Source organism: Nitrospira tepida (genome assembly GCF_947241125.1).
GTDB lineage: Bacteria > Nitrospirota > Nitrospiria > Nitrospirales > Nitrospiraceae > Nitrospira_G > Nitrospira_G tepida.
The window spans coordinates 2,624,168-2,645,890 of sequence record NZ_OX365700.1 but is presented as its reverse complement, the minus strand read 5'-3'; the positions used below and the strand labels follow the sequence as shown (position 1 = coordinate 2,645,890).

Genomic DNA, 21,723 nt, shown 5'->3' with positions numbered 1-21,723 from the left:
AAGAATACCTTTTTCCTTCTCAGAAATCATCCGCCGGACTATAGACAAATGGACGTATTTCTCATGCCGCCGATCGGCACTGGGCGAATAAGGAATGCGAAATGTGGAATGCGAAATGTGGAATGCGGAATGTGGAATGCTGTCGCCTTGATTCCTGCCAGTTCATGGGCATGCAGGATACCTGGTGGCTGTGACACCCGGGGTCACGCCAAGAAGTGCTGAGTGCTGGCTAATAGAGCCCGAATGAGGACGAATGAGGAATGTGGAATGAGAAATTTGCGAAGAAAGGGCTACCGGAGGGAGAACAAACGTCAATTGTCACCCGTCCGTCGTACAGCGGCTGCTCGGCAGTTCTGAGGGCTGGCTGCTGAGGAAAGGGTTCAGAATGGGGAATGAGGAATGTGAAGTTAAAAATGAGGAGTTAACACGTAAATGGCTGAACATACATATGGAAGTGCTCTTAGAAGGTGGTGAGGATTGAGGGCTGGATGCTCAGTGCTGAGGGGCTGAATGGGAAATGAGGAATGGGAAATGAGGAATGGGAATTGAGAAATGAGGAATGACTGCAGATGATCCTATCAGGTTCGTGGATGGGTGAGGATGGGAGATGCCGGAATGGCCATTTCGATCATTGCACGGAGAGGAGGCTTTCGACAGAAATGTCTTCGTCAATGGATTCCCAGTGGATACCGATTCCTCCGCCGATCAAGCGCCAGTTACGACGCTGTTCGTCCGTGGCATTCAACAAACGCGGGAACCACGCCAATGGGGAGGATACTTCGCGCCCATCGGCTAGAACCACGCGCAGCATCGTGTCCGTGAACACGACATCAACGGCAAGCGGCTCAAATTTTATGGCCAAAGTACTCATGCCACTGCTCCCGGAATAGCTGTTGGTTATTTTGAACGATGTGGAGGATGTCCGTCAATTCGCTGCTCCGAAACCCCTTCGCGCGAGCGATAGAGACGGGGTCCAACCACAATTTCGCATACCGTTCAGCTTGTTCCACATGAATGTGTGGGGGCTCCTTGCCTTCCAGACTGAAAAAGAAGAAGCGATAGCCCTTTACCCGAAGTACGGTCGGCACCGGTTGCCTCCGTCGTGTCTTTCAGAAGAAGCGGTCATGCAGCATATGGTCGATTTCCCAACTACCTTGCCGGCGCAGGATACCCGTTTCCATCTGGGAAATCATCCACCAGACGTTAGACAGATGAACGTATTTCTCATGCCGCCGATCGGCACTGGGAGAATGAAAATGCGAAATGAGGAATGGGAAATAGGAAATGCGAAATGAGGAATGTGGAATCAGCAATTGGCGAAGACAAGGATTAAAGGGGATAAAAAGCGTCATTCGCGACTGGTCATTGGCCATGCGGCCTTTTCCTTACTATCCCTGGTGTGACGCTTTGATGCCATAATGCTATAATGCAACAACGTCACAAGGGAGGAGTCGGATGCCTGCTGACACTCGCACCACTGTCTATTTGAAGCCCCAGGTGTATCGTGCCCTGAAGGTCAAGGCTGCCACGACCGACCGCTCCATCTCGGATCTGGTGAACGCCGCCGTGCTGGAATCGTTGCGCGAAGATGCGGTCGATCTGGAAGCGTTTGATCGCCGAGCGAAGGAACCGTCACGTTCGTTCGAGAAAGTGCTTGAGGATCTCAAGCGTGACGGACTCCTATAGCCCACATTATTCATGACGGTTCGTGACGAAACCGCCGAGACGCCATGCGAGACGGGCACGCGGAGCCGCGAGGGAGGAAGGCATACTTGAAACAGTATGTCGACCGACCGAGCGGCGAGCCTGCCCGCTTGGCCGCGGGAACCTGGCAGCCAAGCTTGTCGCAGCGGCGTCTCGGCGGGTGCAGTAGAAGCGGTCATGAATAATGTGGGCTAGTCTCGTCATCAAGCGGTCGGCTGAGAAGGAACTCAGGAAACTGCCCGTGGACGACCTTCGCCGAGTGGTCGACCGCATCCGCGGGCTGACTCAGCGGCCGCGCCCTCCAGGCTGTGAAAAGCTTTCAGGCGAAGCCGAGCGATATCGCATCCGGCAGGGGGACTATCGCATAGTCTACGGCGTTGATGATTCTGCTCACGTCGTTGAAATCGTCAAGATCGGTCACCGGCGAGAGGTCTATCGTTAGCCGGATCGGCCGCATCGTCCAACCATTCACCTGCCCATCCGATCCCTTATGCCCCACACCCTGCTGATCTGCCCCAGTTCATCGGCGGTCGGATGCCGGCTGGTTGTGGACGAGGGTTCAGAGGAGACAAGCGTCGGCCGTCACCGGTCACGCGGTGCAATTTGCGAATGAGGAATGCTGATGGCAGATTGCTGGGCCGCGCCGGTCCGAATCAGCCTGCTTTCGCTGTCACGCGGAGCTTCACATGGGCCTTCTTTTGGAGTGCGTTGACGATGCCGAAGAAGTTCTCGGTACTCGGATTCCCGTGTGGAGCCAACATCCGATGCAGACTCTTGCTCGGCTTCTTGAGCGTGGTCGCGAGCGCCTCGAAGCCCACCGTGGCATTAACGAGGTCCCGGAGCATCGCTTTGCCGACGGCGGTCTCGCCGGCCAAATAGGCATTGATGGCCTCGATAAAGAGTGCTTCCCGGAAACGATCATCGCGTTGCACACGCGCCGCCACTGTTTCCTTAAATTCGCGTGTCAGTGCCATGGTACCCTCCGTCTCATCTATCCCTTCTTGCTAGCCTTGCGACGCCGCTAGCCCGCATTATTCATGAAGGTTCGTCGCGAAATCGCGCAGTCGCCAGGCGAGACGGGCAAGCACAGCCGCGAAGGACCAAGGCGTACTTGAAACAGTACGTCGAGAGACTGAGCGGCGAGCACGCCCGCCGTCAGGCTCTGTCGCAGCGGCGAATCCGCGATTGCAGCAGAAACGTTTATGAATAATGCGGGCTAGTCCGTCCATCGCGCTTGCGCCGCCTCGATCGCTTGTTGCTGACGTTGCTTGCTGCTTCCCCCAAGCAGAATCACAAGCTTGTCACCATCCTTGCCGAAATAAACCCGGTAGCCAGGTCCAAAGTCGATTTTCCGCTCGAAAACGCCTTCCCCCCGACACCTTTCACACTCGATCAGTTGCCCATCGACAATTGGGTGAGGGCTGCAGTTACCTTGGCGGCCGCAGGTGGATTGAGTCCTTCAAACCATGCCGCAAAGGGTGACCGACTTTGCGGATCGACATACTCAAGCAGCCGAATTTCGAATTCCATGTAAGGTAACACATACGTTACCATTATCCCTGGGTGAAAGGCAACTGAGCATGGGCTAAGGCCGGATTACGTGTTCAGAAAAGGGCTGAGGAATGCCAAGAAGTGCTGAGGACTGAGTGCTGAGTTGTAGAGCCCGAATGAGGAATCAGGAATGGATTTCCAATGGATGCCGGTCCTCCGCTGAATGACTTGACAATCTAGCTGGCAGGATTGCAAAGCGGCCGAGCTTGGCCGGCCGATAGACTGCAAAGTCTCGGCGGTCGATCGTGAAGATTCGCCGGATCTTTTCTCGTTCGGCCACCGTCACCAGGGCGGCATCGGCCAAATCCATGGGCAAGTTCCGGTACTTCTTCACGAGATCGCGCATCCGAGCGAGATCGGGGTTCTCGACGGGAAGAAGCGTCACAAACCCTCGTTCGAGCATTTCCCATAGGGCTTCCTGCGCCTTCCACGAGAAATTGAAGAGATACATGGCTTCAGTCAGAACCGGCCAGACCGTGCCCAGTGATTCATCCAAGGTCTGCAGCGTCGCCACACAACGTTCGTGGTGGCGGTCATCGGCGTGGATCAACGCAATGAGCGGCCCTGCATCGACGAGCACCACGTTCAGGCTCCCTGTCGCTTGACAGCGACGAGGCGACGAAAGGCCTTGCCCGTTTGAATGGAGAGGTCGGGCGGCCCGCCTCGCACGATCCCAATCAGATCGCGGATGGTCTCGTACGGCCGGTCCGCTTTGTCGCGGCCTTCCGTCTGCTTGGCCAGCACCCCAATGGCCTCGCGCACGACTTCCGATTTGGTGCGCCCGCGTGTTCGGGCGAGGCGCTCGATCACCCGTTCGGTTGAAGTTACCCCCGTTTTTTGGACAGGTCGTGAAGCCAAGATTGTGGTAGAACGACCGTCGCAAAAACCGGGAGGTAGACATGGCCCCAAAGCGGAAGACCCATTCGGAGGAATTCAAAGCGAGGGTGGCGGTGGAGGCGATCAAGGGGGTGCGGACCCTCAGTGAATTGAGTGCGGTCCACGGGGTGCACCCGACGGTGATTGCCCATTGGAAGCGACAGTTGCTGGACGGGGCGCCGGAGGTGTTCCGGCGGGGTCCCGCCAGCGGGGGCCGCAGCGAGGAAGTGGTGACGGCCCCGCTGTACCAGGAGATCGGCCGCCTCAAAATGGAGCTGGAGTGGCTCAGAAAAAAGCTCTGAGCGTGCCGCGGGAGACCCGACGCGGGTGGATCCACGCCGACCCGGGTGCCGTGTCGATCGTGCAGCAGTGTGCGGTGGCGGGCTTGGCGCGCTCGACCTACTACTACGAGCCGGTGCCGGAGCGCGAGGAGAATCTGGCGCTGATGCGGTTGATCGATGAACTGTACTTGCAACGGCCATTTTACGGGGTGCCCCGGATGACTGACTGGCTGCAGACCTTGGGGCATGTGATCAATCACAAGCGGGTGGCCCGCCTGATGCGCATCATGGGCTTGCAGGCCGTGCTGCCGGGGCCGCACACGAGCCGCCGGCAGGCCGCGCATCCGACGTATCCCTATCTGCTGCGGGATCTGGCGGTGGCGCGACCGAACCACGTGTGGTGTGCGGACATCACGTACGTCCCGATGCGGCGCGGGTTCCTGTACCTGGTCGTGGTGCTGGACTGGTACAGCCGCTACGTGCTGGCCTGGGCCTTGTCCAACACGCTGGACGCGCTGTTCTGCCTGGAGGCCTTGGAGGACGCGTTGGGGAGCGGCCAGCCGGAGATCTTCAACACGGATCAAGGGGCGCAGTTTACAAGCGACGAGTTCACGGGACGGCTGGAGGGCGCGGGGATCCGCATCAGCATGGATGGGCGCGGCCGGGCGCTGGACAACATTTTCGTGGAGCGGCTGTGGCGGAGCGTGAAGTACGAGGAGGTCTACCTGCGGGACTACGCCGATGGCGCCGAGGCCTGGAGGGGGTTGCAGCGGTATTTTGTGTTCTACAACACCGAACGCCGACACCAGAGCCTTGGCCGCCGGACCCCGGCCGAGGTGCATTTTGGCTGAGTCGAGGGGGCTATTCCGGGACCGACAGGCGATCGCCTCGTATAACCGATCCTGGAGCGAAGTTTTGAAGTGCCCCCGCGCCCCTGGGGAAACAGGAGCCAGAAGAACGCTGAAGGAAAGGAGGGAAGGAGGGAAAGATCCATTAGCTTAATTCGGATGAAAACCTGTCCAAACAATGGGGGGAAGCTGGGGGGAAGCTCAGGTTTTCGTGTCGATTCGAACCGTCAATGGCATGTCGTTCCTCCTGTATGACGCCAGCGTACTACACATTCGCGTTCTCCTCAAGCCGCCGCCTAGATGGCGCACGTCATTCGTCGAACGGCTGCCAGGAAGTGCTGAGTGCTGGGTGCTGAGTCCTGAATGCTGAGTGCCGATCCGACTTCAACGTCCTTTTTCGATCTTGCGGCCTTGCCCGTTAAACCAAATCCGAATATGCTTCAGGCCCTATGGCCGATCTTTCAGCCGCTGCTGGATCATGTCCCAGATGGGCCGTAACCCCAGGCGATCAGCCCATTCGGCGATATAGGTGTCGTCAATTTCGGCACCGCTGATTCTCAGCATGCCGGTAATGTCGCGAAGGTGCTTTTCCGACCCTCCCTCCCGGTAGTACTCCATTTTTTTGATGATGACATCCTCGGCCGAGGCAAAGGCGGCCTGGTAGGATTCCGCTGGACGGAGCTTCCGAGCTCGCGCGAAGCGGCTGCGATCGAAGGGTGTCTCTTTCCGAACCATCACACCCACTTTCAATCCAGATGTAGGGCGGATAATGTTGAACTGTGTTTGTTGTTCGATCGCCATTCGAACGGCTTCTTCGCTCAGATAGAACGTCTCGGCCGGGAAGACGATCAACAGATCGGCGACCTGTTCGGCGCGAATTCCGGCGACCAGATCGATGTCGTTGGTCAATCTTGGCTCGCCGTACGCCATCGACGCGACCGAACCGGTGACGAGATAGGGAATCCCAAGCCGCTCGAACGTTCGCACGACCTGTTCGAGCAATTCATACAGCTCCATGCGAGAGCCTCCGTACCACTTCCCGGTCAAGCTGCTCGGCATCCCACTCCGGGTGCAAGGAGGCTAACTGACCCCGCAACAGCTTGCGTGCGGAACGCCATAATCCAAATCCGATCGCGAGGCGCTCGGCCGGCGTTTTTCGCCTTAAGACCTCCGCCATCGCCTCGTCGACCACTTCGATCCGTCGGATCTCTTTGATCATTCAGGAGCCTCCCTTGCAGTTGACGGACGGGCCTTAACACTGACTGACGGGCCCCGCCACAGAAAATTCGGGCGCCAGTGTATCAAGGACAGGTCAGGAGGTCACCGTCCTTTGATGCTCCAGCCCTCGCCATAGGGATTGTTTGATGAGTCATACCGATACGGACTGCCGGCTCCGAAGGGGTTATTGATCGAGTCCGGTGAAAGGGGCGAGCCGTAGCGGCCAAATTGATTGCTCCACCCCGCATTATCCATGAACGCTTCTGCTGCATTCGTGGATTCGCTGCTGCAACTACCCTGCATGCCTTGTCTTTGCATACAGGGGCGGGCTCGTCGTTCAGTCGATCAACGTACTGCAAAGAGTAGGCGTCGCTCCCTCGCGGCTCCGCGTGCCCGTTTCGCGACGCGACCGGGCGGTTTCGTCACGAACCGTCATGAATCATGTGGGCTAACGATACGTTTCCCAGGTCCTGTGGCCCATCCCCTCACCGTCTCCTCTCCCCACGGGCGAGAGGGCACGGGAGAGGGGGAACGACCCGCAGATCAGTACAATGAACTTCCATGACGCAACACCAGGGTTACGAGACTGCCATTGTAGCGGCGCACTGCGACATCTGGGGTCACAGCAGAGGGACCGGATTGGAAATGCAAGAAGGCCTTGCTTGTCGGGGACTTGCAATTCGCCGACGGGCTTTCGGCTTCCGCCATTGTGACATCCTGGGTCACGCCAAGAGGTGCTCAGTGCTGGGTGCTGAGGGGTGAATGAAGAATGAGAAATGAGGAATGTGAAATGAGGAATGTTGTCAGCCCTCAGTCGTCAAGCGGCTGCTCTGCAGCGTTGAGGGACGGGTGCTGAGGCGTGGATGAGCAGCGGTCGATTGGCGCGCGTCAAACCGCTTGGTCAGAGTCTGCGGGAGAACTTGATCCATTTGAAGGTGCGGCGGGTGCGTTTGCGCAGAAGCGCGAGGAGGACGGTGATCCAGATGATGCCGACGATCACGGCCCGCTCGCCAAAAGAAGGTGAGCTGTCAATGCCATGCGACATGATCACGCGGGCAAGTGCGAGCATCGTGGCAATGGCGGCCATGATGGTCACCGGCAGGATGTCGTCCTCGGCCGACCAGAGGGCGATCCACACCACCGGGATGACGAACAACGCATGCCAGGGCACGTCGCCGAAACCTGCCCGATAATCGAGCGCGGCCACCCCAAGGGCCACGCCCAGAGCCAGGAGCATGGTGCCAAGACTGGTTTTTGGTTCTATCACGGCCTGGTCTCTTCCGGACTTCTTTCATGCGCGCACGTCCCACCTTACCCCGTCGGGTCGATGTCACACAATCAGCGGTGAGGACTCGCGGACGAGCTGCCGAGGGGAACTTGGATGTATTGAGGACGACGAAGCGGTACCGCTGCATGTCGTGCAAGTTGCACAGGTTCATCGCCAACCTGTCATTCGCCGGCGGTGGGGAAAGCCAATGGCCAAACGCGACAGCAACAGACCTCAAGGAGGCGTGGAAAATACGTGTATTTCGCCTGTTGCGTCCTTTCAAGAAGAAGAGTAGCTTCTTCTCCGGCCCGCTTTTAGCAAAGGAGGTTCCTATGAGATCGCTGAAACCGCTCCGGCTTTTCGCCCTGACCGTTGCGTTGCTGCTCTCGTTCACGACCCCGGCCTTGGCCGATCTGCTGGCCCTCTTGAACTATGAGAGTAAGCCGAATCAGTCGGTGAGGCGGGAAGGGATCGCGATCATGGAGATCGATCCCGAGTCGTCGGACTTCGGGAAGATCTTGATGGAGATTCCGCTCCCGCCCGATCTCGTCGCGCATCACATCTTCTTCAACCGCGATCGGACCAAGGCTTATATCACGGCCCTGGGGAAGAGCATCTTGCACGTCGTGGACCTGACTAAATTTCCGTACCGGCTCCACGCGATTGACGTGCCGGATTGCCAGGTCGGCGAGGATCTCGTCGTGTCGGAAGATAACCAGACCTGGTATCTCACCTGCATGGGATCGAGCACGGTCATCATGGGTGATGCGGTGAAGGACCAGCCGATCAAGACGATCAGCGCGTCTGGGTCGGCCGACGCCTTCATCCTGTATCCGCACGGCATTGCGATTCATAACGGCATCGACCGGGTGCTCATCACCAGCACGGTGAAGCCGGATATGTCGGAACAGGGCGACACGGTGACGGTGCTGGAGGCCAAGACTGGCAAGGTGCTGTCGACGCACAAGCTGGCCTCGAAACCGGCTCCCGCCAAATCCGCCCCCGTCGAGATCATGTTCGCTCCGAATGCCGACCCGCCGGTGGTCCACATTACCAATATGCTCGAGGCCACGCTGTGGGCCGGAATCTGGGATCCCAAGACCCAGACATTTTCTTTCCACCAGATCGATGACTTTGGTCCACGGCAACAGGGCATGCCGTTGGAAATGCTTTACAACGCGAAGGGAGACCGGTTGTACGTCACCACGGCCAAGCCGGGGTTCGTGAATCTCTATGACAACAGCGATCCGCGGCAGCCGAAGTTTCTGAAAGCCATTCCCGCCGCTCCCGGCGCCCACCATAGCGTGCTGTCTCCGGATGAGCGGTATCTATTTGTCCAGAACAGTCTGCTGAACCTGGAAGGCATGAGCGACGGGTCGATCACGGTGATCGATCTCAAGGATGACAAAGTCCTGGGCAGCATCGATACGTTGAAAGCGCAGGGGTTCAACCCCAACTGCATCATGCTGCTGCCGAATCACTTCAAACAAGGCGGGTTGCGGGCCAACGCACGGTAGAGAATGCGAAATGTGAAATGAGAAATGATGAATGAGGAATGGCGAGGAATGATGAGGAAATGGGGGGCAGATGACGCTCAAGATGTTTTGCGGCCTGCGTCAGGCTGAGCCGGAGCCCTATTCGGAGGTGGAGAGGACGGACCCTCGATCGGCAGCGTGATGTGGAATGTCGTCCCCACTCCTTCCTGGCTTTCAACCGTAATGGCGCCGCCATGGGCATCCACCACGTCCTTCACGATCTTCGTTCCGAGTCCCGTCCCTCCCACCTTACGGCTGATCGCCTGGTAGGTGAAGAGGCTGTCCCGGACTTCGGGTGACATCCCCTTCCCCGTGTCGATGACCGAAAGCAGGATGTGCTTTCCCGATTCATCGGTGCGGCCCTGCACGGTGACCGATCCACCCGAGGGCACTTCGGGGATCGCGTTGTTCACCAGATTATAGATGGCGTTGAAGAGCCGGCTCTCATCGGCCCGAATCACCGGCAGGGCTTCGAGAGCCTCGGTGCGAAGCGTCACCCCTCGTTCGTCGGCCAGGATGCGGAGCGTTGCATAGACGCTACTGACGACATCGGCCAGGCGGCAGGGTGCAAACGTGGGGGCGCGCGTCAGGCCCTTGACGGAATCGGCGATCTCTTTGACCCGGTCGTGGATGCGACGGGATCCGTGTCGGATCATTTCAATGAGTTCATGCGTCAGATCCCGACTGGGTTTGGCGGCGCTCGCCGCGGGCTGCGGCAGTTTCGAGAAGCATTCGCTGAGCTCCTCTTCCAGAAGTCCCGCTCCGGTCACGATCGGCATCAGCATGTTTTTGAGGTCATGCCCGATGTCTCCCAACACCCTCGCCACTTCGGCGAGCCGGTGTTCTTCCACCAGTTGGGCTTCGGTCCTGCGGAAGGCCTCTTCTTTCCTCTTGCGATCGACAAACAGTCCGATCTTGATCCCGATATCCGCCACCATGTCGAGGATATCCTGGTCCGGTTGACGACTGTCCCGGGAGAAAAATTCGATGACGCCGTACAGTTCCTCGCCCTTGCGCACGGGAAAGGCAAAGCCTCCGTGCAGGCCGACCCTCGCCGCCATCGGCGCGCGGCGAAACGTGGGGTCCGCGACCACGTCCGGAATCCAGATCGGCTTTCCGGTGGCCCAGGCACGACCGATCAATCCCTCCCCGCGTTGAAACGTCCCTTCCCTGCTGTCCCGGACGAACTCGGTGGCCTCGACCTGCGGCGCATGCCAGAGGTCGACGAAACAGAGAACTTGCCTCTCTTCATCCAGACTCCAGAACATCCCCAATTCCCAATCCAGGCTCTCGCCGATGGCTTGAAGCACGGCCTGCCCCGCGTCCTTCAGCGTTGCGGCGTCGGCCAGGACCCTGGTCACGGCATATTCTGCGGCCAGACGCCGTTCCGAGCGTCTCGTTCGAGACAGGGCTTCCCTGAGGTCGGCGACCATGAGTTCGTATCCACGGCCCGCATAGGCCAGGACCCACGCATAGGCGGCCAACCGCAGCAGATGCCAGAGCCACCATCCACTGTCCCACGGGGAAGAGAAGAGGAACATGATCTCGGCCAGTCCGAACAGGAAAGCCAGGCTGGCCAGTAGAGAGGTCTCCGGCCTCCCCGACTGTCGGAACTCCACCCAACATCCGGCTGAGCCGGCGAAGAACAGCAGGACGGCCAGGCTGTTCATCGCGATGGCGCTCAAGGTGAATTGGTCCTGATGGGTCATCGCGGGGATCAGTTCGGGGAACGAAAGTGTCCAGAGGCCGAGGACGATCCCACCCGCCGCTGCGCTGTTGGGGATCAGCCTGGACCAACGCCTGTCGGAATTCTTCGGAGGAAGCCAGACGAGCGCGTACCCGAATCCACCGCACAGGCTCGCCGCACTGCGCAAGAGGACAAACCCGTCGCCGGGAGGCGAGAGGGCATGGAAGATTTCGAGCAGGCCCATGCCGAGAAACCCCGCCGCGATGCCTTGTAGCTTCCCGCCGTCCCATTCGGCTCTCCGTGAAAATAGCAGCAGGGCCATCAGCACGGCCGCGAGGCCGCCCAACGCTTCCGCCGTGGAATGAAGCGGCAGGTTCACCCAGATTCGATGTGGCCACAGGGATCGGACGATCAGGCCGGAGAGGAGCGCTGCCGCTGCCATCGCGACCAGGACGAGCATCGGCGCCGACTGTCGGGTTTTCATCATCACACGCCCCTGGTTCAAGAACGACTCCGATGGTGGTTACGGATGGCGCCGGAGGAAGGCGAATCATCAGGCGGGGCGATGTGGACCGGATCGCGCCACAACGACAGGATCGTTCCCATCTCGGCTCCCATGCGGGCCTCCTCCGTGGGCGTGATCGGCGAGGAGAATCATAGCACGGGCGGATGACGGGTAACAGAAGCGGGATAAGCGAGACCGATGTATGAGGCTCAGCGCCGAGGGCGGATCTGGAGAAAGTCCTGGTGGACAGAGAGGCGATAGGCTCCGTCGCCTGCAGCACAATGCTTTGTCAGATAGTCTTCCACGTCGCGCCTGGTGGGCGGCCGGCTGATCGGCAAAAGATTCAGCATGAATTCGGCGACGGCGTAGGCGACGGCGGGGTCCTGGGTCTCCACATGGGCGGGATCCATGGTGGTGACGATCTGGTAGCGGCCGTCTTGTTTGGCGCGAAAGGCCGTGACGAGGCCATCGAGGGCGCCGGCGTCGATGAACACCCTGCGCTCGGGCAAGCCGTTGACCAGCGTCTGCAGGAACCGCTTGGCGTTTCGCTTCTGGTCCGTGTGGTCGAGAAAGATCTGGAAGGCGCGCTTGTAGTCCTCGCCCTGCGAGTCGAACACCTTCATGGATTCCGGGTCTGTCACGGGAAGCGTCCTGCCAAGGTTCACCCGGCCGGTTGTCTCACGGCGCCGAACGATACACGTTTTTCAGGGGGAAGGCCAGCGGCGGAGGGCGGCGGAACCCTCCACATTGACCCATCCCTTCCATTTCTATACTCTCCCCCGGACACGAGGTGGCGATGATGAAAATCCTGTTGGGCGTCGTGCTGGTGTTGGTCCTGTTGGTCGTGCTGGTGCTGGCCCTTCCGTTTCTCATCGATCTCAACAAGTATCAGGATCACTATCGGCCGCTGATTGAAGAGGCGCTCAACCGCAAAATCGCGCTCAAGGATATCCGGTTGACCATCTGGCCTCGCCTGGGGGCCCGCGTGGCCGGCTTCATGGTGATGGACGATCCCGCCTTCTCCTCCGATCCCTTCGCGTCGCTTGCCGCGTTGGAAGTCGGGATCAAGCTGATGCCCCTGCTCTCCGGCAAAGTCGTGGTGGAGGAGATCACGCTCCGTGACCCGGTCATCACGGTGCTGAAGAACAAGCAGGGATTGCTGAACGTCTCGACCATCGGACCGAAGGGGCCGGCCAAGCCGGAAGCGCCGAAACCGGAAGTTCCTGCCGCGCCGGCCGGCGGACCGCTGCAAGCGCTGGCCTTGCTGGCCGTGGACCGCGTGGCGATTGTCGGCGGGAAGCTGACCTATCAAGACCAGTCCACGTCCAAACCGACGGACTATGTGATCGACCATTTGGAATTTCTGCTGCAATCGGTCCATCTGGGCGAGTCCCCCACCCTCCACCTTGCCGCCACCCTGCAACCCTTCAAGCTGCCGGTGACGCTGGACGGATCGTTCGGTCCCCTCGTGGAGACGATGGACTTGCAGCAGTTCCGCTTCGACCTGGGAATCGGAAAGATCATGCTGAACCTTGCTGGCCGGGCCGTCGGCGGGCTGCTCGATGCCAGGCTGGCCTCTCCCTTCATTTCGTCCGCGGACCTGCCGATGGCTCTGCCCTTGACCAAACCGGTGCAGGTGAAGGATCTTCGGGCAACGGTGAAGGCGACGTATCCGCCCAAGGAAGGCCTGCCTCCCCTCGAGCTGGCCGAAGTCCCGAACCTCAGTCTGGCTGTCGTGATGGGTGACTCGGTGGTCGATGTGAAAGGCTCGGTCCTGGGAGGCCGCGCGACTATGACCGCCTCTTCACCACGAATCAGCACGGCCGATGTGCCGGTGGCCCTGCCGCTCAAGAAACCGCTTGAGATCCAGGATCTGCTGTTGGAGGCCGGCCTGAAAGGAGAAGACGCGCGCCTGTCCAACCTCTCGTTTCACCTGTTCAACGGTCAAGCCAAGGCCGAGGCCGGTATGACGCTCGGATCATCGGCCCCGCCGCCGTTCAACGGCAAGGCGACGATCCAAGGATTGCAGCTTGGTCCCGCGCTCCAGGCCCTGGGGACGGATAAGGTGTCCATGAGCGGGACGGCTACCGCCCAGCTTAATGTGGGGGGCCAGGGGTTTTCGATGCCGGACCTGACCAAAACGTTGGCCGGGACGGCTCGCTTGGCCGTGCGGGACGGGAAGATCGAGGGCATCAATCTCATGCAAGAGATCGGGACGGTGCTCAAGGTGGCCGGGGTGTCTTCGGAACGGGTGAATGCGACCCTGTTCTCGACCATCGAGACGGACTTGGCGGTCAAGGGCGGTATGGTGGCCGTCCAGCGGCTCCTCATGGACAGCCATGATTTTCGGGCGACCGGCAACGGCACGGTCGGGTTCGACCAGGCGCTCAACCTCGCCCTCAACCTGAATCTATCGGAGGCGATCAGCCAGAAGATTGCCCGCTCCACCCCGGTCGTCAAGCTCGCCCTCAAGGACGGACGCCTCGCGTTGCCGTTGAAGATCACCGGGACGGTCCAGGCCCCGAGCTACCAGGTGGATATGAAGGCGCTGGGCGGCAGAGTGCAGGAACAGGTGAAGGAGAAGGTCGAGAAGAAGGTGGAAGAGGCGGTCGAAGGGCTGATGCAGGGCACCACCAAGCCGGAGGATCTGAAGAAACAGGGGAAGGAATTGCTCAAGGATCTGTTTGGGCGCTGAGGAGGAGGCCGCATGCACACGATGGAACTGATCCAAGATTACCTGGTGCGCTACGGCTTCCGTCTCCTGGGCGCGTTGGCGATCCTCGTCGTCGGGGCCATGGTGGCGAAGCGGGTCGGCAACTTCACGCTCAAGGCTCTCGAGCGGCAGGAGATGGAACCGCCCGTCCGCCGGCTGCTCTCCCAAGTCGTGCAGGGGCTGGTGTTCATGCTGGCCATTCTGGCCGTCCTGGACCAGATCGGCGTCCAGATCGCGCCGCTGCTCGCCGGCTTGGGCGTGGCCGGCTTGGGGATCGGCATTGCGCTCCAGGGCGTGCTCAGCAACGTCATCGCCGGCCTTTCGATCATCTTCACCAAACCCTATCGAGTCGGCGAACATATCTCGCTGCTCGGGGTCCATGGGGATGTCGTGACGATCAGCATCTTCTCAACGATCCTGGTCCATCCCGACCGCTCCCGCGTGGTCATCCCCAACCGCAAGATCGTGGGGGAGATCCTCCATAACTTCGGGACGATCCGTCAACTGGACCTCTCGGTCGGCGTCTCCTACAAGACGGACATGGCCAAGGCGCTCGAGGTCGTCCGGGAACTGTTGGCCCGGCACCCGCACGTGTTGAAGGACCCGGCGCCGATTGTCGGGATTGCCGGGTTCGGCGACTCTTCCGTCACGATCGCGATCAAGCCCTGGGTGCCGGTCCCGCAGTTCGCCGCCGCGCAAGCGGAACTCAACCGGGCGATCATCGAACGGTTCCGCGCCGCCGAGATCGACATCCCGTTCCCGCAACGGGAGGTCCGGCTGTTGTCCGAAGCGCCGGCCCTGTCCTAACCCCTTCCGCCTTGCGTTTCACGTCTACATCTTTCGTCTTGCGTCCTCTCGTCTGACCGTCTGACGTCTCCCGTTGTCCCGCCTTCCGTTTCACTTTTCACGTTTCGCGCATGGAAGGACTTGTCCGCATCCGCCGGGTTCTCTTAGAATGCCGTCACCAGGAGAGACTGCATGACGCCGGACGATGCGCGCGCCCATTACAACTATCTGATGACCCTCTGTATCAGGCGGGAGGAGGCGTTTGGCCCGCTGGCACTGGCCTTCCTGCGGGAGCAGGACCTCGGCCGGTTGGGCCTCTTGCCGGAGGAGCAGTTCAACCTCTATATGGCGACAGCCGATGCCTTTGCGGCGGAGCCGAAGCGGTATGCGCATAAGCTCGAATGTCTGCAAAAGGCCAGCGACCTGCTCCCCAAGACACGGTTCTGGGAGCCGGGATTAGCCCGGCAGTTGACGCAGGACATCCAGCGGACGGCCGCCGAAATCGACATCTATACCCAGGCGATGCGTGTGCCCCGCGCGCATGACCTGAAACAGCAGTTGTTCATCGTCGAGACCGACGCGCCGCAGTATTACCTCGACCTGGCCCAGAAGCGCGCCGCCGCCTACTATCAGGCCAAGTACCGGCTGCCGCCTGAGGCCAAGACCGCGCAGCACTTCGGCGGCGCCCCGAAGAAGTTCGATCCGGACAATCCGGCCATCCAGAAGGAATTTCCCGGCGCCTGCGCCCCCTTCATGAGCGCGCGCACCAACGCCTTTCACCTGCTGCTGCCGTTCGATCTGAAGATCAGCCGGACGCCGGACGATCCGCTGGAAGGCGGCGTGCGGATTTTTTACGCCAAGCTGGGCTATTCCTATCCGCTCCGCTACGAAATGGGGAAGCTCTGTAGCTATCACGACGGGCAAATGTTGGACGTCGCCTTGGACGACCCGAACCTCAGGTTCGTCTCCGTCTCGGCCATCAAGGAACCGGAGTTCCGCTTTGTGCCGGACAACCAGCCTCCCGATGTGCCGGCCGATCTCGCCTACCCCATCAGCGTACTCGACCATGTCGGCTCGCTGGGACCGTTCATTCAAGTAAGCTGCAAGTTCAAGGTCTGGTTCGACGCCTCGGTGGTGTCCTTGTTGATTCAAGGGGCGCCGGATTTGACCGAATATGGTGTCCAGGGCGCCGCCGGGCTCATGACGCGCACCTACGCCTCGGACAAGGTGGAATCCTACGCCCAGTCGTTTCGGGAGCCATGGCAGGAGGGGTTGAGCTACAACTTCGTGAACCTCCATCTGGGGCTCCTGCCCGGCATGGAATCCGCCGTGATTCCCTACAACACGCCGATCTTCACCATCTTTCCCGTGCTGAATCGCCAGGCCTACCGGTTTCAGGACCGGTCGCAGCTTGGCCAGGACAGACCCTCGTGACTCCTATCGACCTCCGCAGCGATACGGTGACGAAACCGACGCCCGCCATGCGGGAGGCGATGGCGCAGGCCCCGGTGGGCGACGACGTGTATGGGGAAGATCCCACCGTCAACGCGCTTCAAGAAAAGGCCGCGGCGCTGCTGGGCAAGTCCTTTGCGCTCTTCGTCCCTTCAGGGACGATGGCGAACCAACTGAGCGTTCGCGTCCTGACCAAGCCGGGCGACGAAGTCATCCTGGACAGCAGATCCCACATCGTCCGATACGAACAAGGGGCCGCTGCGGCCCTCTCCGGCGTGCAGTTGTTCACGATTCCGACCGAGCGCGGCTTGCTGGCGCCCGAGCAGGTGCAGGCCGCCATCCGTCCGAAAGACCCCCATACCTTGCCGACCGGGTTGATCTGCCTGGAGAACACGCATAACGCGGGCGGCGGTTCGATCTATTCCCTCACGGCCATCGAGCGGATACACACGTTGGCCCGCTCGCAGGGCATTCCGATGCATCTCGATGGGGCGCGGCTCTTCAACGCGGTGGTGGCGACTGGAATTTCCGCCGCCGCCTATGCCCAGTACTTCGACACCGTGTCGTTCTGTCTCTCGAAAGGTCTGGGGGCCCCGGCCGGATCGCTGATCGTCACCAACCATGAAGAGCTGTCTCTGCGGCTGAGGCGATACCGGCGCATGTATGGCGGGGCCATGCGGCAGGCCGGTATCCTTGCGGCCGCCGGCTTGTATGCGCTCGACCACCATATCGTCCGGCTGAAGGAAGATCACGACAATGCCATCCGGCTGGCCCGCGCGCTCCGGTCGCTGCCGGCCGTGAAGGTGGATCTGGGACGGACCGAAACCAACATCGTGCTGTTCGACGTGCCGCAGCAGTCCCGCCCGGCGAGCGAGATCCTGGGGGCCTTACGAGAAAAGGGAGTCCTGATCAACGCCGTCGGGCCGACCACCTACCGTGCCGTGACCCATCTCGATGTGTCCGCCGACGACATCGACCGGGCAGCCGAGGTCTTTTCGGCGGTGCTGGCGACGTGAGAGACCTCGGACGTTCATCGTCAAGCGTTAAGCGTCAAACGTCAATCGCGGAGAAACGGCTAAACTCCGCGCGATTGTTCTTCTCGCTCCTCGTTTGACGGTTGACGAATGACGCATGACGAACACCACGGCGCTTGGCCGCGGTGGGTTCGTTGACACACTTTCGATCCCATCTTTAGAATGCCAGAGAACTACGGAGGCCGGATGCCGCTCGAGACCGTGTCGTTTCAGCAGATCAGCCGGATTCTCGAACTGACGGATCAACTGGGGTTGGACCGCGAGTGGATCGAAATCCCCCTCTCCACCGAGAGCCCCGGCCTGGTGAGAAAACTGAAGTCGGGAAAATTGGAGATCATCGTGGATGCCGACCGGCCGTTCGACCAATGGCTGGCGGATCTCCCGTCCCAGATTCAAGGAGCGACCGGAGGCTAACCCGCATTATTCACGATGACTTCTACTGCAACCGCCGATATGCCGCTGCGACAAGACTGGCCGCGCCTGAAGGGCAGCCAGCCAGGCGGGCTCGCCGCTCGCTCCCTCGACATACTGTCGCAAGTATGCCTCGGGCTTTCGCGGCTCCGCACGGGGCACCCATTGCTCTTCTCCATGCAATGGGTCCAACGCATGGCATCTCCGCGGTTTCGTCACGAATTCTCGTGAATAATGCGGGCTAACCGGCGTTCTCACGAAGCACCATGCATGAAGATGTGAAACCGGCAGCGTCCGAGGGCGAGACGGTCGACGGGCCGACCCGTCAAGAATTGAATGCTGAGTTGCTGGCGGTGCCGGACCTTCCCGAACCGCCCGAGGCTCTCGAACCGCCGGGATTCGACGAGATCCTGTCGCATGCCCTGAGGCACGTAAAGGGCAAGCGGGGCGGCGATCTGGTGGCGGTGCTGCTGACCGGATCGGCGGCGCGCCGCATGTTGACACCCCACAGCGATCTGGATTTGATCGCCGTCGTCAAGGGAGAGGCGGATCGGGACGAATTGATCCGGGTTGCGGATCGCATCGTCGATATCCGGTATCGGGGCCAGCGCCTGATGGAGGAGGAACTCGCCTATTCTCCAAGGCTAGCGTCGTTGCTGCGCAAGGCCCGCGTCCTGTTCGATCACGAGGGGGTCGGCGCCCAACTGGTCGAGCGCGCCGCCGAGCGGTTTCGGCAAGGACCGGAGCGCGTGGCCCTGTTCGAGCAGATCCGCTTGAAAACCGAGTGCCTGCATCTCCTGGGAAAAGCCGAGGACTTGCAGCGCAAGCCGGCGACCGCGCAGTATCTGCTGGCCCTGTTTGTCGACCGGTACCTGGAGGCCTTTTTCCGCTTGCGCGGATTTTGGCCGACGGCGCCAGCCGACGTGATTCGTTTTTTATCCTCCCGCGATCCCGCGATCGGCGGGCTTGTCGAGCGGTTTCACCTGGAGCCGACGGTAGCGGGCAAGCTCAATCTTGGGCGGCAACTGGCCGATCTGTTGTTTAAGGATATCCCGCTGCCGGCCCGGATCGACTAGCCTGCAGTGTCGTCATACGTCATCCGTCAATCGTCAAATGGTGACTGAAAGGGCATCTGCACGAAGCTTCGTTGCTTCCTTACGATTGACGTGTGACGATTGACGATTGACGTTCCTGCTCATGGTTTGAGTTGAGGAGAGGAGAGTTTCTTATGGAGATCGGATTCATCGGGCTTGGCAAGATGGGCATGAACATGGTCACGCGGCTCCGGCGGGGCCAGCACCGGGTGGTGGTCTATGACCGAGCGACGGAGCTGATCAAACAGGCCGAGCAACAGGGCTGCGTCGGCGCGACGTCCCTGGCCGATCTGGCTTCGAAACTGGCGGCTCCGCGGACGGTCTGGATCATGGTGCCCTCCGGCGCTCCGACCGAAGACACGATCCGGCAGATGGCCGCCCTGTTGGCTGCGGGCGATGCGATCGTGGACGGAGGCAATACGCGGTTTCACGACGACTTGCGGCGCCATGCCGAGCTGAAGGCCAAAGGCCTGCACTATGTGGATGCGGGGACCAGCGGCGGCGTGTGGGGGCTCGCCAACGGCTATTGCCTGATGGTCGGCGGCGACCGGGCGGTCGTGGAGCGGCTGTCGCCGGTGCTGACCACGTTGGCGCCGCCGAACGGTTGGGCCTATGTGGGCGGGCCCGGCGCGGGACATTATGTGAAGATGGTCCATAACGGCATCGAGTACAGCATGATGCAGGGTTATGCCGAAGGGTTTGAGCTGATGGCCAAGAGCGGATACGATCTGGACCTGGCCCGCATCGCCGATCTCTGGATGCAGGGCAGCGTGGTGCGGTCCTGGCTGCTGGAACTGGCGGCGGCAGCGCTCAAGGAAGACCCCAAGCTCGAAAAGCTGAAGGGGTTCGTCCAGGATTCGGGAGAAGGCCGATGGATGATTCAGGAGGCGATCGACAAGGACGTGCCGGTGCCGACCTTGACCATGGCCCTGTTCACCCGGTTCCGCTCCCGGCAGGAACAGTCCTTTGCCGAGAAGATGCTGGCGGCCTTGCGGAACGCCTTCGGCGGACATGCCGTTCGCCGGTAACCCTTATGTCCCCGGGAGCCCTGCCCTATGACTGCTGACGCCGAACGCATCCATGTCGAGACCGCGACCAACGGATTGTCCCCGGTCGAGCCCTGCACGGTGGTGATTTTCGGCGGCTCGGGCGACCTCGCCAGGCGGCGGTTGATCCCGGCCCTCTACAATCTGTTGCTCGACGGGTTGCTCCCCGAGAAGTATGTCGTGTTGGGGTTGGGACGGAAGCCGATGACCGACGAGGAGTTCCGCGGGGTGGCGCGGGAAGGGATCACGCGCTTCTCCCGCCAGGCCCTGAGCGACGAGAAGTGGCGGGATTTCTCGAATCATCTCTTCTATCAGCCCGGCGACACGGACGATCCCGCCACCTTCCAACAGATCAAACAGCGGGCGGAGGAGATCGAACGGCAGTTCGGCCTCCCCGGCCACAGGATTTTTTATTTGAGCATTCCTCCGAGTTCCTTTACCACGGTGTGTCAGGGGCTTGAACAATCCGGGCTTGCCGTGCGTCCGGCTCAAAATGTCCCCTATGCGCGCATCATCGTGGAGAAGCCGGTGGGCCGGGACCTTCAATCGGCCAAGCACATCAACGCGGTGACCGGCCGGGTGTTCGACGAGTCGCAGATCTTCCGCATCGACCATTATCTCGGGAAAGAAACCGTTCAGAATCTCATGGTGGTCCGGTTTGCGAATAGCTTGTTCGAGCCGGTTTGGAACCACAAGTACATCGACCATGTGCAGATTACGGTCAGCGAGGCGGAGGGCGTGGGCACGAGGGCGACCTATTACGAGGAAGCGGGCGCGCTGCGCGACATGATCCAGAACCACCTGCTGCAACTGCTCTGTTTGGTGGCGATGGAACCGCCCTATTCGCTGGACCCGGACGTGGTGCGCAACGCCAAGATGGAGGTGCTGCGCTGCCTCCGGCCGATTCGCGGGAAGGACGTCGAATCCTTTACCGTGCGGGCTCAGTATGCGGAGGGCCGGGTGCAGAAGGAACAGGTGCCCGGCTATCGTCGCGAATCCGGCGTGAACCCCAATTCGACGACCGAGACCTATGTGGCCGTGAAGTGTTTCGTCGAGAACTGGCGCTGGTCCGGCGTGCCCTTTTATCTGCGCACCGGCAAGGCGCTGCCGAAACGGGCCAGCGAAGTGGCCGTGCAGTTCAAAGAGATTCCGCAGATCCTGTTCAATACGAATCCGCAGCAGCCCCAGCCACCGAATGTGCTGGCCCTGCGGATTCAGCCGGAAGAGGGGCTCTCGCTGCGAATCGTTTCGCGAGTGCCTGGCACAAGGGCCGAAACCCATCCGGTCGAAATGAGCTTCAAATACTGCGACGTGTTCGGCAAACCCTCACCGGAAGCCTACGAGCGGCTGCTGCTGGACGTAATGGCGGGCGACGCCTCGCGCTTCATGCGGCGGGATGCGGTCGAAGCTTCCTGGGCCTGGATCACCGACATTCTGGAAGGTTGGAGCCAACAGGGGCTTCGGTGGCTGCCGGAATATCCGGCCGGGACCTGGGGGCCGGTCGAAGCCGATCGGATGATTCAGAAGGATGGCCGGAGTTGGCGGATCTTGTAACTTGAGGACAGCAGGGAGAGGGATATTCGTCTGTTGTCATTCATCAAACGTATAGGGAGCGGCAAGTCTTCCACCCTGCCTCCTTCACCCTTCCTCGATGGACGGATGACGCTTGACGCATGACAATACGCCCACGAGTCGAGGAGAAGGCCGCCGGACCT

Annotated in this window: 24 protein-coding genes; 12 read left to right on the top strand and 12 right to left on the bottom strand. The window is 60.6% G+C overall.

The features are described from left to right. Positions 1–628: 628 nt before the first annotated feature. Genes QWI75_RS12535 through QWI75_RS12525 form a run of 3 tightly spaced genes read right to left on the bottom strand, consistent with a single transcriptional unit; the run spans position 629 to position 1,373 of the window. Positions 629–871, bottom strand: coding sequence for a DUF2442 domain-containing protein (locus QWI75_RS12535; RefSeq protein ID WP_289268915.1), 243 nt, complete (start codon positions 869–871; stop codon positions 629–631). Beyond that, entirely contained in the window at positions 846–1,088 is a 243-nt protein-coding gene (locus QWI75_RS12530) for a DUF4160 domain-containing protein (RefSeq protein ID WP_289268914.1), read from the bottom strand. Before QWI75_RS12530 ends, QWI75_RS12535 begins: the two co-directional genes overlap by 26 nt. Positions 1,089–1,109: 21 nt before the next feature. Continuing rightward, positions 1,110–1,373 carry a hypothetical protein gene (locus QWI75_RS12525; protein ID WP_289268913.1) on the bottom strand — a complete coding sequence of 88 codons (264 nt, stop codon included), beginning with the start codon at positions 1,371–1,373 and terminating at the stop codon, positions 1,110–1,112. Between the two features lie 82 nt (positions 1,374–1,455). On the opposite strand from QWI75_RS12525, the gene QWI75_RS12520 reads away from it, so the two are divergent. Together QWI75_RS12520 and QWI75_RS12515 are read left to right on the top strand one after the other, a co-directional pair. Beyond that, positions 1,456–1,686, top strand: coding sequence for an RH3 domain-containing protein (locus QWI75_RS12520; protein WP_289268912.1), 231 nt, complete (start codon positions 1,456–1,458; stop codon positions 1,684–1,686). A gap of 202 nt (positions 1,687–1,888) precedes the next feature. Beyond that, positions 1,889–2,146 carry a type II toxin-antitoxin system RelE family toxin gene (locus tag QWI75_RS12515; protein WP_289268911.1) on the top strand — a complete coding sequence of 86 codons (258 nt, stop codon included), beginning with the start codon at positions 1,889–1,891 and terminating at the stop codon, positions 2,144–2,146. A 211-nt stretch (positions 2,147–2,357) separates the two neighbouring features. Here QWI75_RS12515 and QWI75_RS12510 read toward each other — a convergent pair whose 3' ends face one another. The 4 genes from QWI75_RS12510 to QWI75_RS12495 form a co-directional block, all read right to left on the bottom strand. After that, on the bottom strand, positions 2,358–2,678 hold the full coding sequence (locus QWI75_RS12510; protein ID WP_289268910.1) for a helix-turn-helix domain-containing transcriptional regulator: 321 nt from the start codon (positions 2,676–2,678) through the stop codon (positions 2,358–2,360). Positions 2,679–3,096: 418 nt separating this feature from the next. After that, positions 3,097–3,234, bottom strand: a complete 138-nt coding sequence (locus QWI75_RS12505) for a hypothetical protein (RefSeq protein WP_289268909.1) — start codon at positions 3,232–3,234, stop codon at positions 3,097–3,099. A 145-nt stretch (positions 3,235–3,379) separates the two neighbouring features. Beyond that, positions 3,380–3,838: a type II toxin-antitoxin system VapC family toxin gene (locus QWI75_RS12500; RefSeq protein ID WP_289268908.1), complete on the bottom strand. Its 459-nt coding sequence runs from the start codon at positions 3,836–3,838 to the stop codon at positions 3,380–3,382. Between the two features lie 2 nt (positions 3,839–3,840). Continuing rightward, on the bottom strand, positions 3,841–4,113 hold the full coding sequence (locus tag QWI75_RS12495) for a hypothetical protein (protein ID WP_289268907.1): 273 nt from the start codon (positions 4,111–4,113) through the stop codon (positions 3,841–3,843). A 41-nt stretch (positions 4,114–4,154) separates the two neighbouring features. Here QWI75_RS12495 and QWI75_RS12490 point away from each other — a divergent pair. Continuing rightward, positions 4,155–5,263 (top strand): IS3 family transposase gene (locus QWI75_RS12490; RefSeq protein WP_289268906.1). Its coding sequence is split into 2 segments (ribosomal slippage): positions 4,155–4,431 and positions 4,431–5,263, totalling 1,110 coding nucleotides; the frame shifts between segments, so codons are not numbered across the junction. A gap of 444 nt (positions 5,264–5,707) precedes the next feature. Here QWI75_RS12490 and QWI75_RS12485 read toward each other — a convergent pair. From QWI75_RS12485 to QWI75_RS12475, 3 genes are all read right to left on the bottom strand, one after another. Then, a complete protein-coding gene (locus QWI75_RS12485) occupies positions 5,708–6,277 on the bottom strand; it encodes a hypothetical protein (RefSeq protein WP_289268905.1) in 570 nt (189 codons plus the stop codon). Further along, on the bottom strand, positions 6,264–6,479 hold the full coding sequence (locus QWI75_RS12480; RefSeq protein WP_289268904.1) for a hypothetical protein: 216 nt from the start codon (positions 6,477–6,479) through the stop codon (positions 6,264–6,266). Before QWI75_RS12480 ends, QWI75_RS12485 begins: the two co-directional genes overlap by 14 nt. Before the next feature lie 900 nt (positions 6,480–7,379). Beyond that, a complete protein-coding gene (locus QWI75_RS12475) occupies positions 7,380–7,745 on the bottom strand; it encodes a hypothetical protein (RefSeq protein WP_289268903.1) in 366 nt (121 codons plus the stop codon). A 332-nt stretch (positions 7,746–8,077) separates the two neighbouring features. Between QWI75_RS12475 and QWI75_RS12470 the strand changes: the two genes are divergently transcribed. Beyond that, positions 8,078–9,262, top strand: coding sequence for a YncE family protein (locus tag QWI75_RS12470; RefSeq protein WP_289268902.1), 1,185 nt, complete (start codon positions 8,078–8,080; stop codon positions 9,260–9,262). Positions 9,263–9,339: 77 nt separating this feature from the next. On the opposite strand, the gene QWI75_RS12465 is transcribed toward QWI75_RS12470, so the two are convergent. Both QWI75_RS12465 and QWI75_RS12460 read right to left on the bottom strand, forming a co-directional pair. Beyond that, positions 9,340–11,454 carry an ATP-binding protein gene (locus QWI75_RS12465; RefSeq protein ID WP_289268901.1) on the bottom strand — a complete coding sequence of 705 codons (2,115 nt, stop codon included), beginning with the start codon at positions 11,452–11,454 and terminating at the stop codon, positions 9,340–9,342. A 227-nt stretch (positions 11,455–11,681) separates the two neighbouring features. Next, complete coding sequence (locus tag QWI75_RS12460; protein ID WP_289268900.1) at positions 11,682–12,113, bottom strand: hypothetical protein; 432 nt, start codon at positions 12,111–12,113, stop codon at positions 11,682–11,684. 155 nt (positions 12,114–12,268) lie between these two features. Here QWI75_RS12460 and QWI75_RS12455 point away from each other — a divergent pair, with 155 nt between their 5' ends. The 8 genes from QWI75_RS12455 to zwf all read left to right on the top strand — a co-directional run bounded on the left by QWI75_RS12455 (position 12,269) and on the right by zwf (position 21,562). Further along, entirely contained in the window at positions 12,269–14,167 is a 1,899-nt protein-coding gene (locus QWI75_RS12455) for an AsmA family protein (protein ID WP_289268899.1), read from the top strand. A gap of 12 nt (positions 14,168–14,179) precedes the next feature. Further along, complete coding sequence (locus QWI75_RS12450; protein ID WP_289268898.1) at positions 14,180–14,992, top strand: mechanosensitive ion channel family protein; 813 nt, start codon at positions 14,180–14,182, stop codon at positions 14,990–14,992. Between the two features lie 171 nt (positions 14,993–15,163). Next, on the top strand, positions 15,164–16,405 hold the full coding sequence (locus QWI75_RS12445; RefSeq protein ID WP_289268897.1) for a hypothetical protein: 1,242 nt from the start codon (positions 15,164–15,166) through the stop codon (positions 16,403–16,405). Next, the gene (ltaE, locus tag QWI75_RS12440; RefSeq protein WP_289268896.1) at positions 16,402–17,439 is read left to right on the top strand and encodes a low-specificity L-threonine aldolase; all 1,038 of its coding nucleotides are present in this window, start codon (positions 16,402–16,404) and stop codon (positions 17,437–17,439) included. The genes QWI75_RS12445 and ltaE overlap by 4 nt, the downstream gene beginning before the upstream one ends. A 204-nt stretch (positions 17,440–17,643) precedes the next feature. Next, positions 17,644–17,871, top strand: coding sequence for a hypothetical protein (locus QWI75_RS12435; protein ID WP_289268895.1), 228 nt, complete (start codon positions 17,644–17,646; stop codon positions 17,869–17,871). A 263-nt stretch (positions 17,872–18,134) separates the two neighbouring features. After that, positions 18,135–18,944, top strand: a complete 810-nt coding sequence (locus QWI75_RS12430; RefSeq protein WP_289268894.1) for a nucleotidyltransferase domain-containing protein — start codon at positions 18,135–18,137, stop codon at positions 18,942–18,944. A gap of 152 nt (positions 18,945–19,096) precedes the next feature. Next, positions 19,097–19,990: a phosphogluconate dehydrogenase (NAD(+)-dependent, decarboxylating) gene (gene gnd, locus QWI75_RS12425; protein WP_289268893.1), complete on the top strand. Its 894-nt coding sequence runs from the start codon at positions 19,097–19,099 to the stop codon at positions 19,988–19,990. A gap of 27 nt (positions 19,991–20,017) precedes the next feature. Then, positions 20,018–21,562, top strand: a complete 1,545-nt coding sequence (gene zwf, locus QWI75_RS12420) for a glucose-6-phosphate dehydrogenase (protein ID WP_289268892.1) — start codon at positions 20,018–20,020, stop codon at positions 21,560–21,562. The last annotated feature ends 161 nt before the right edge of the window (positions 21,563–21,723 follow it).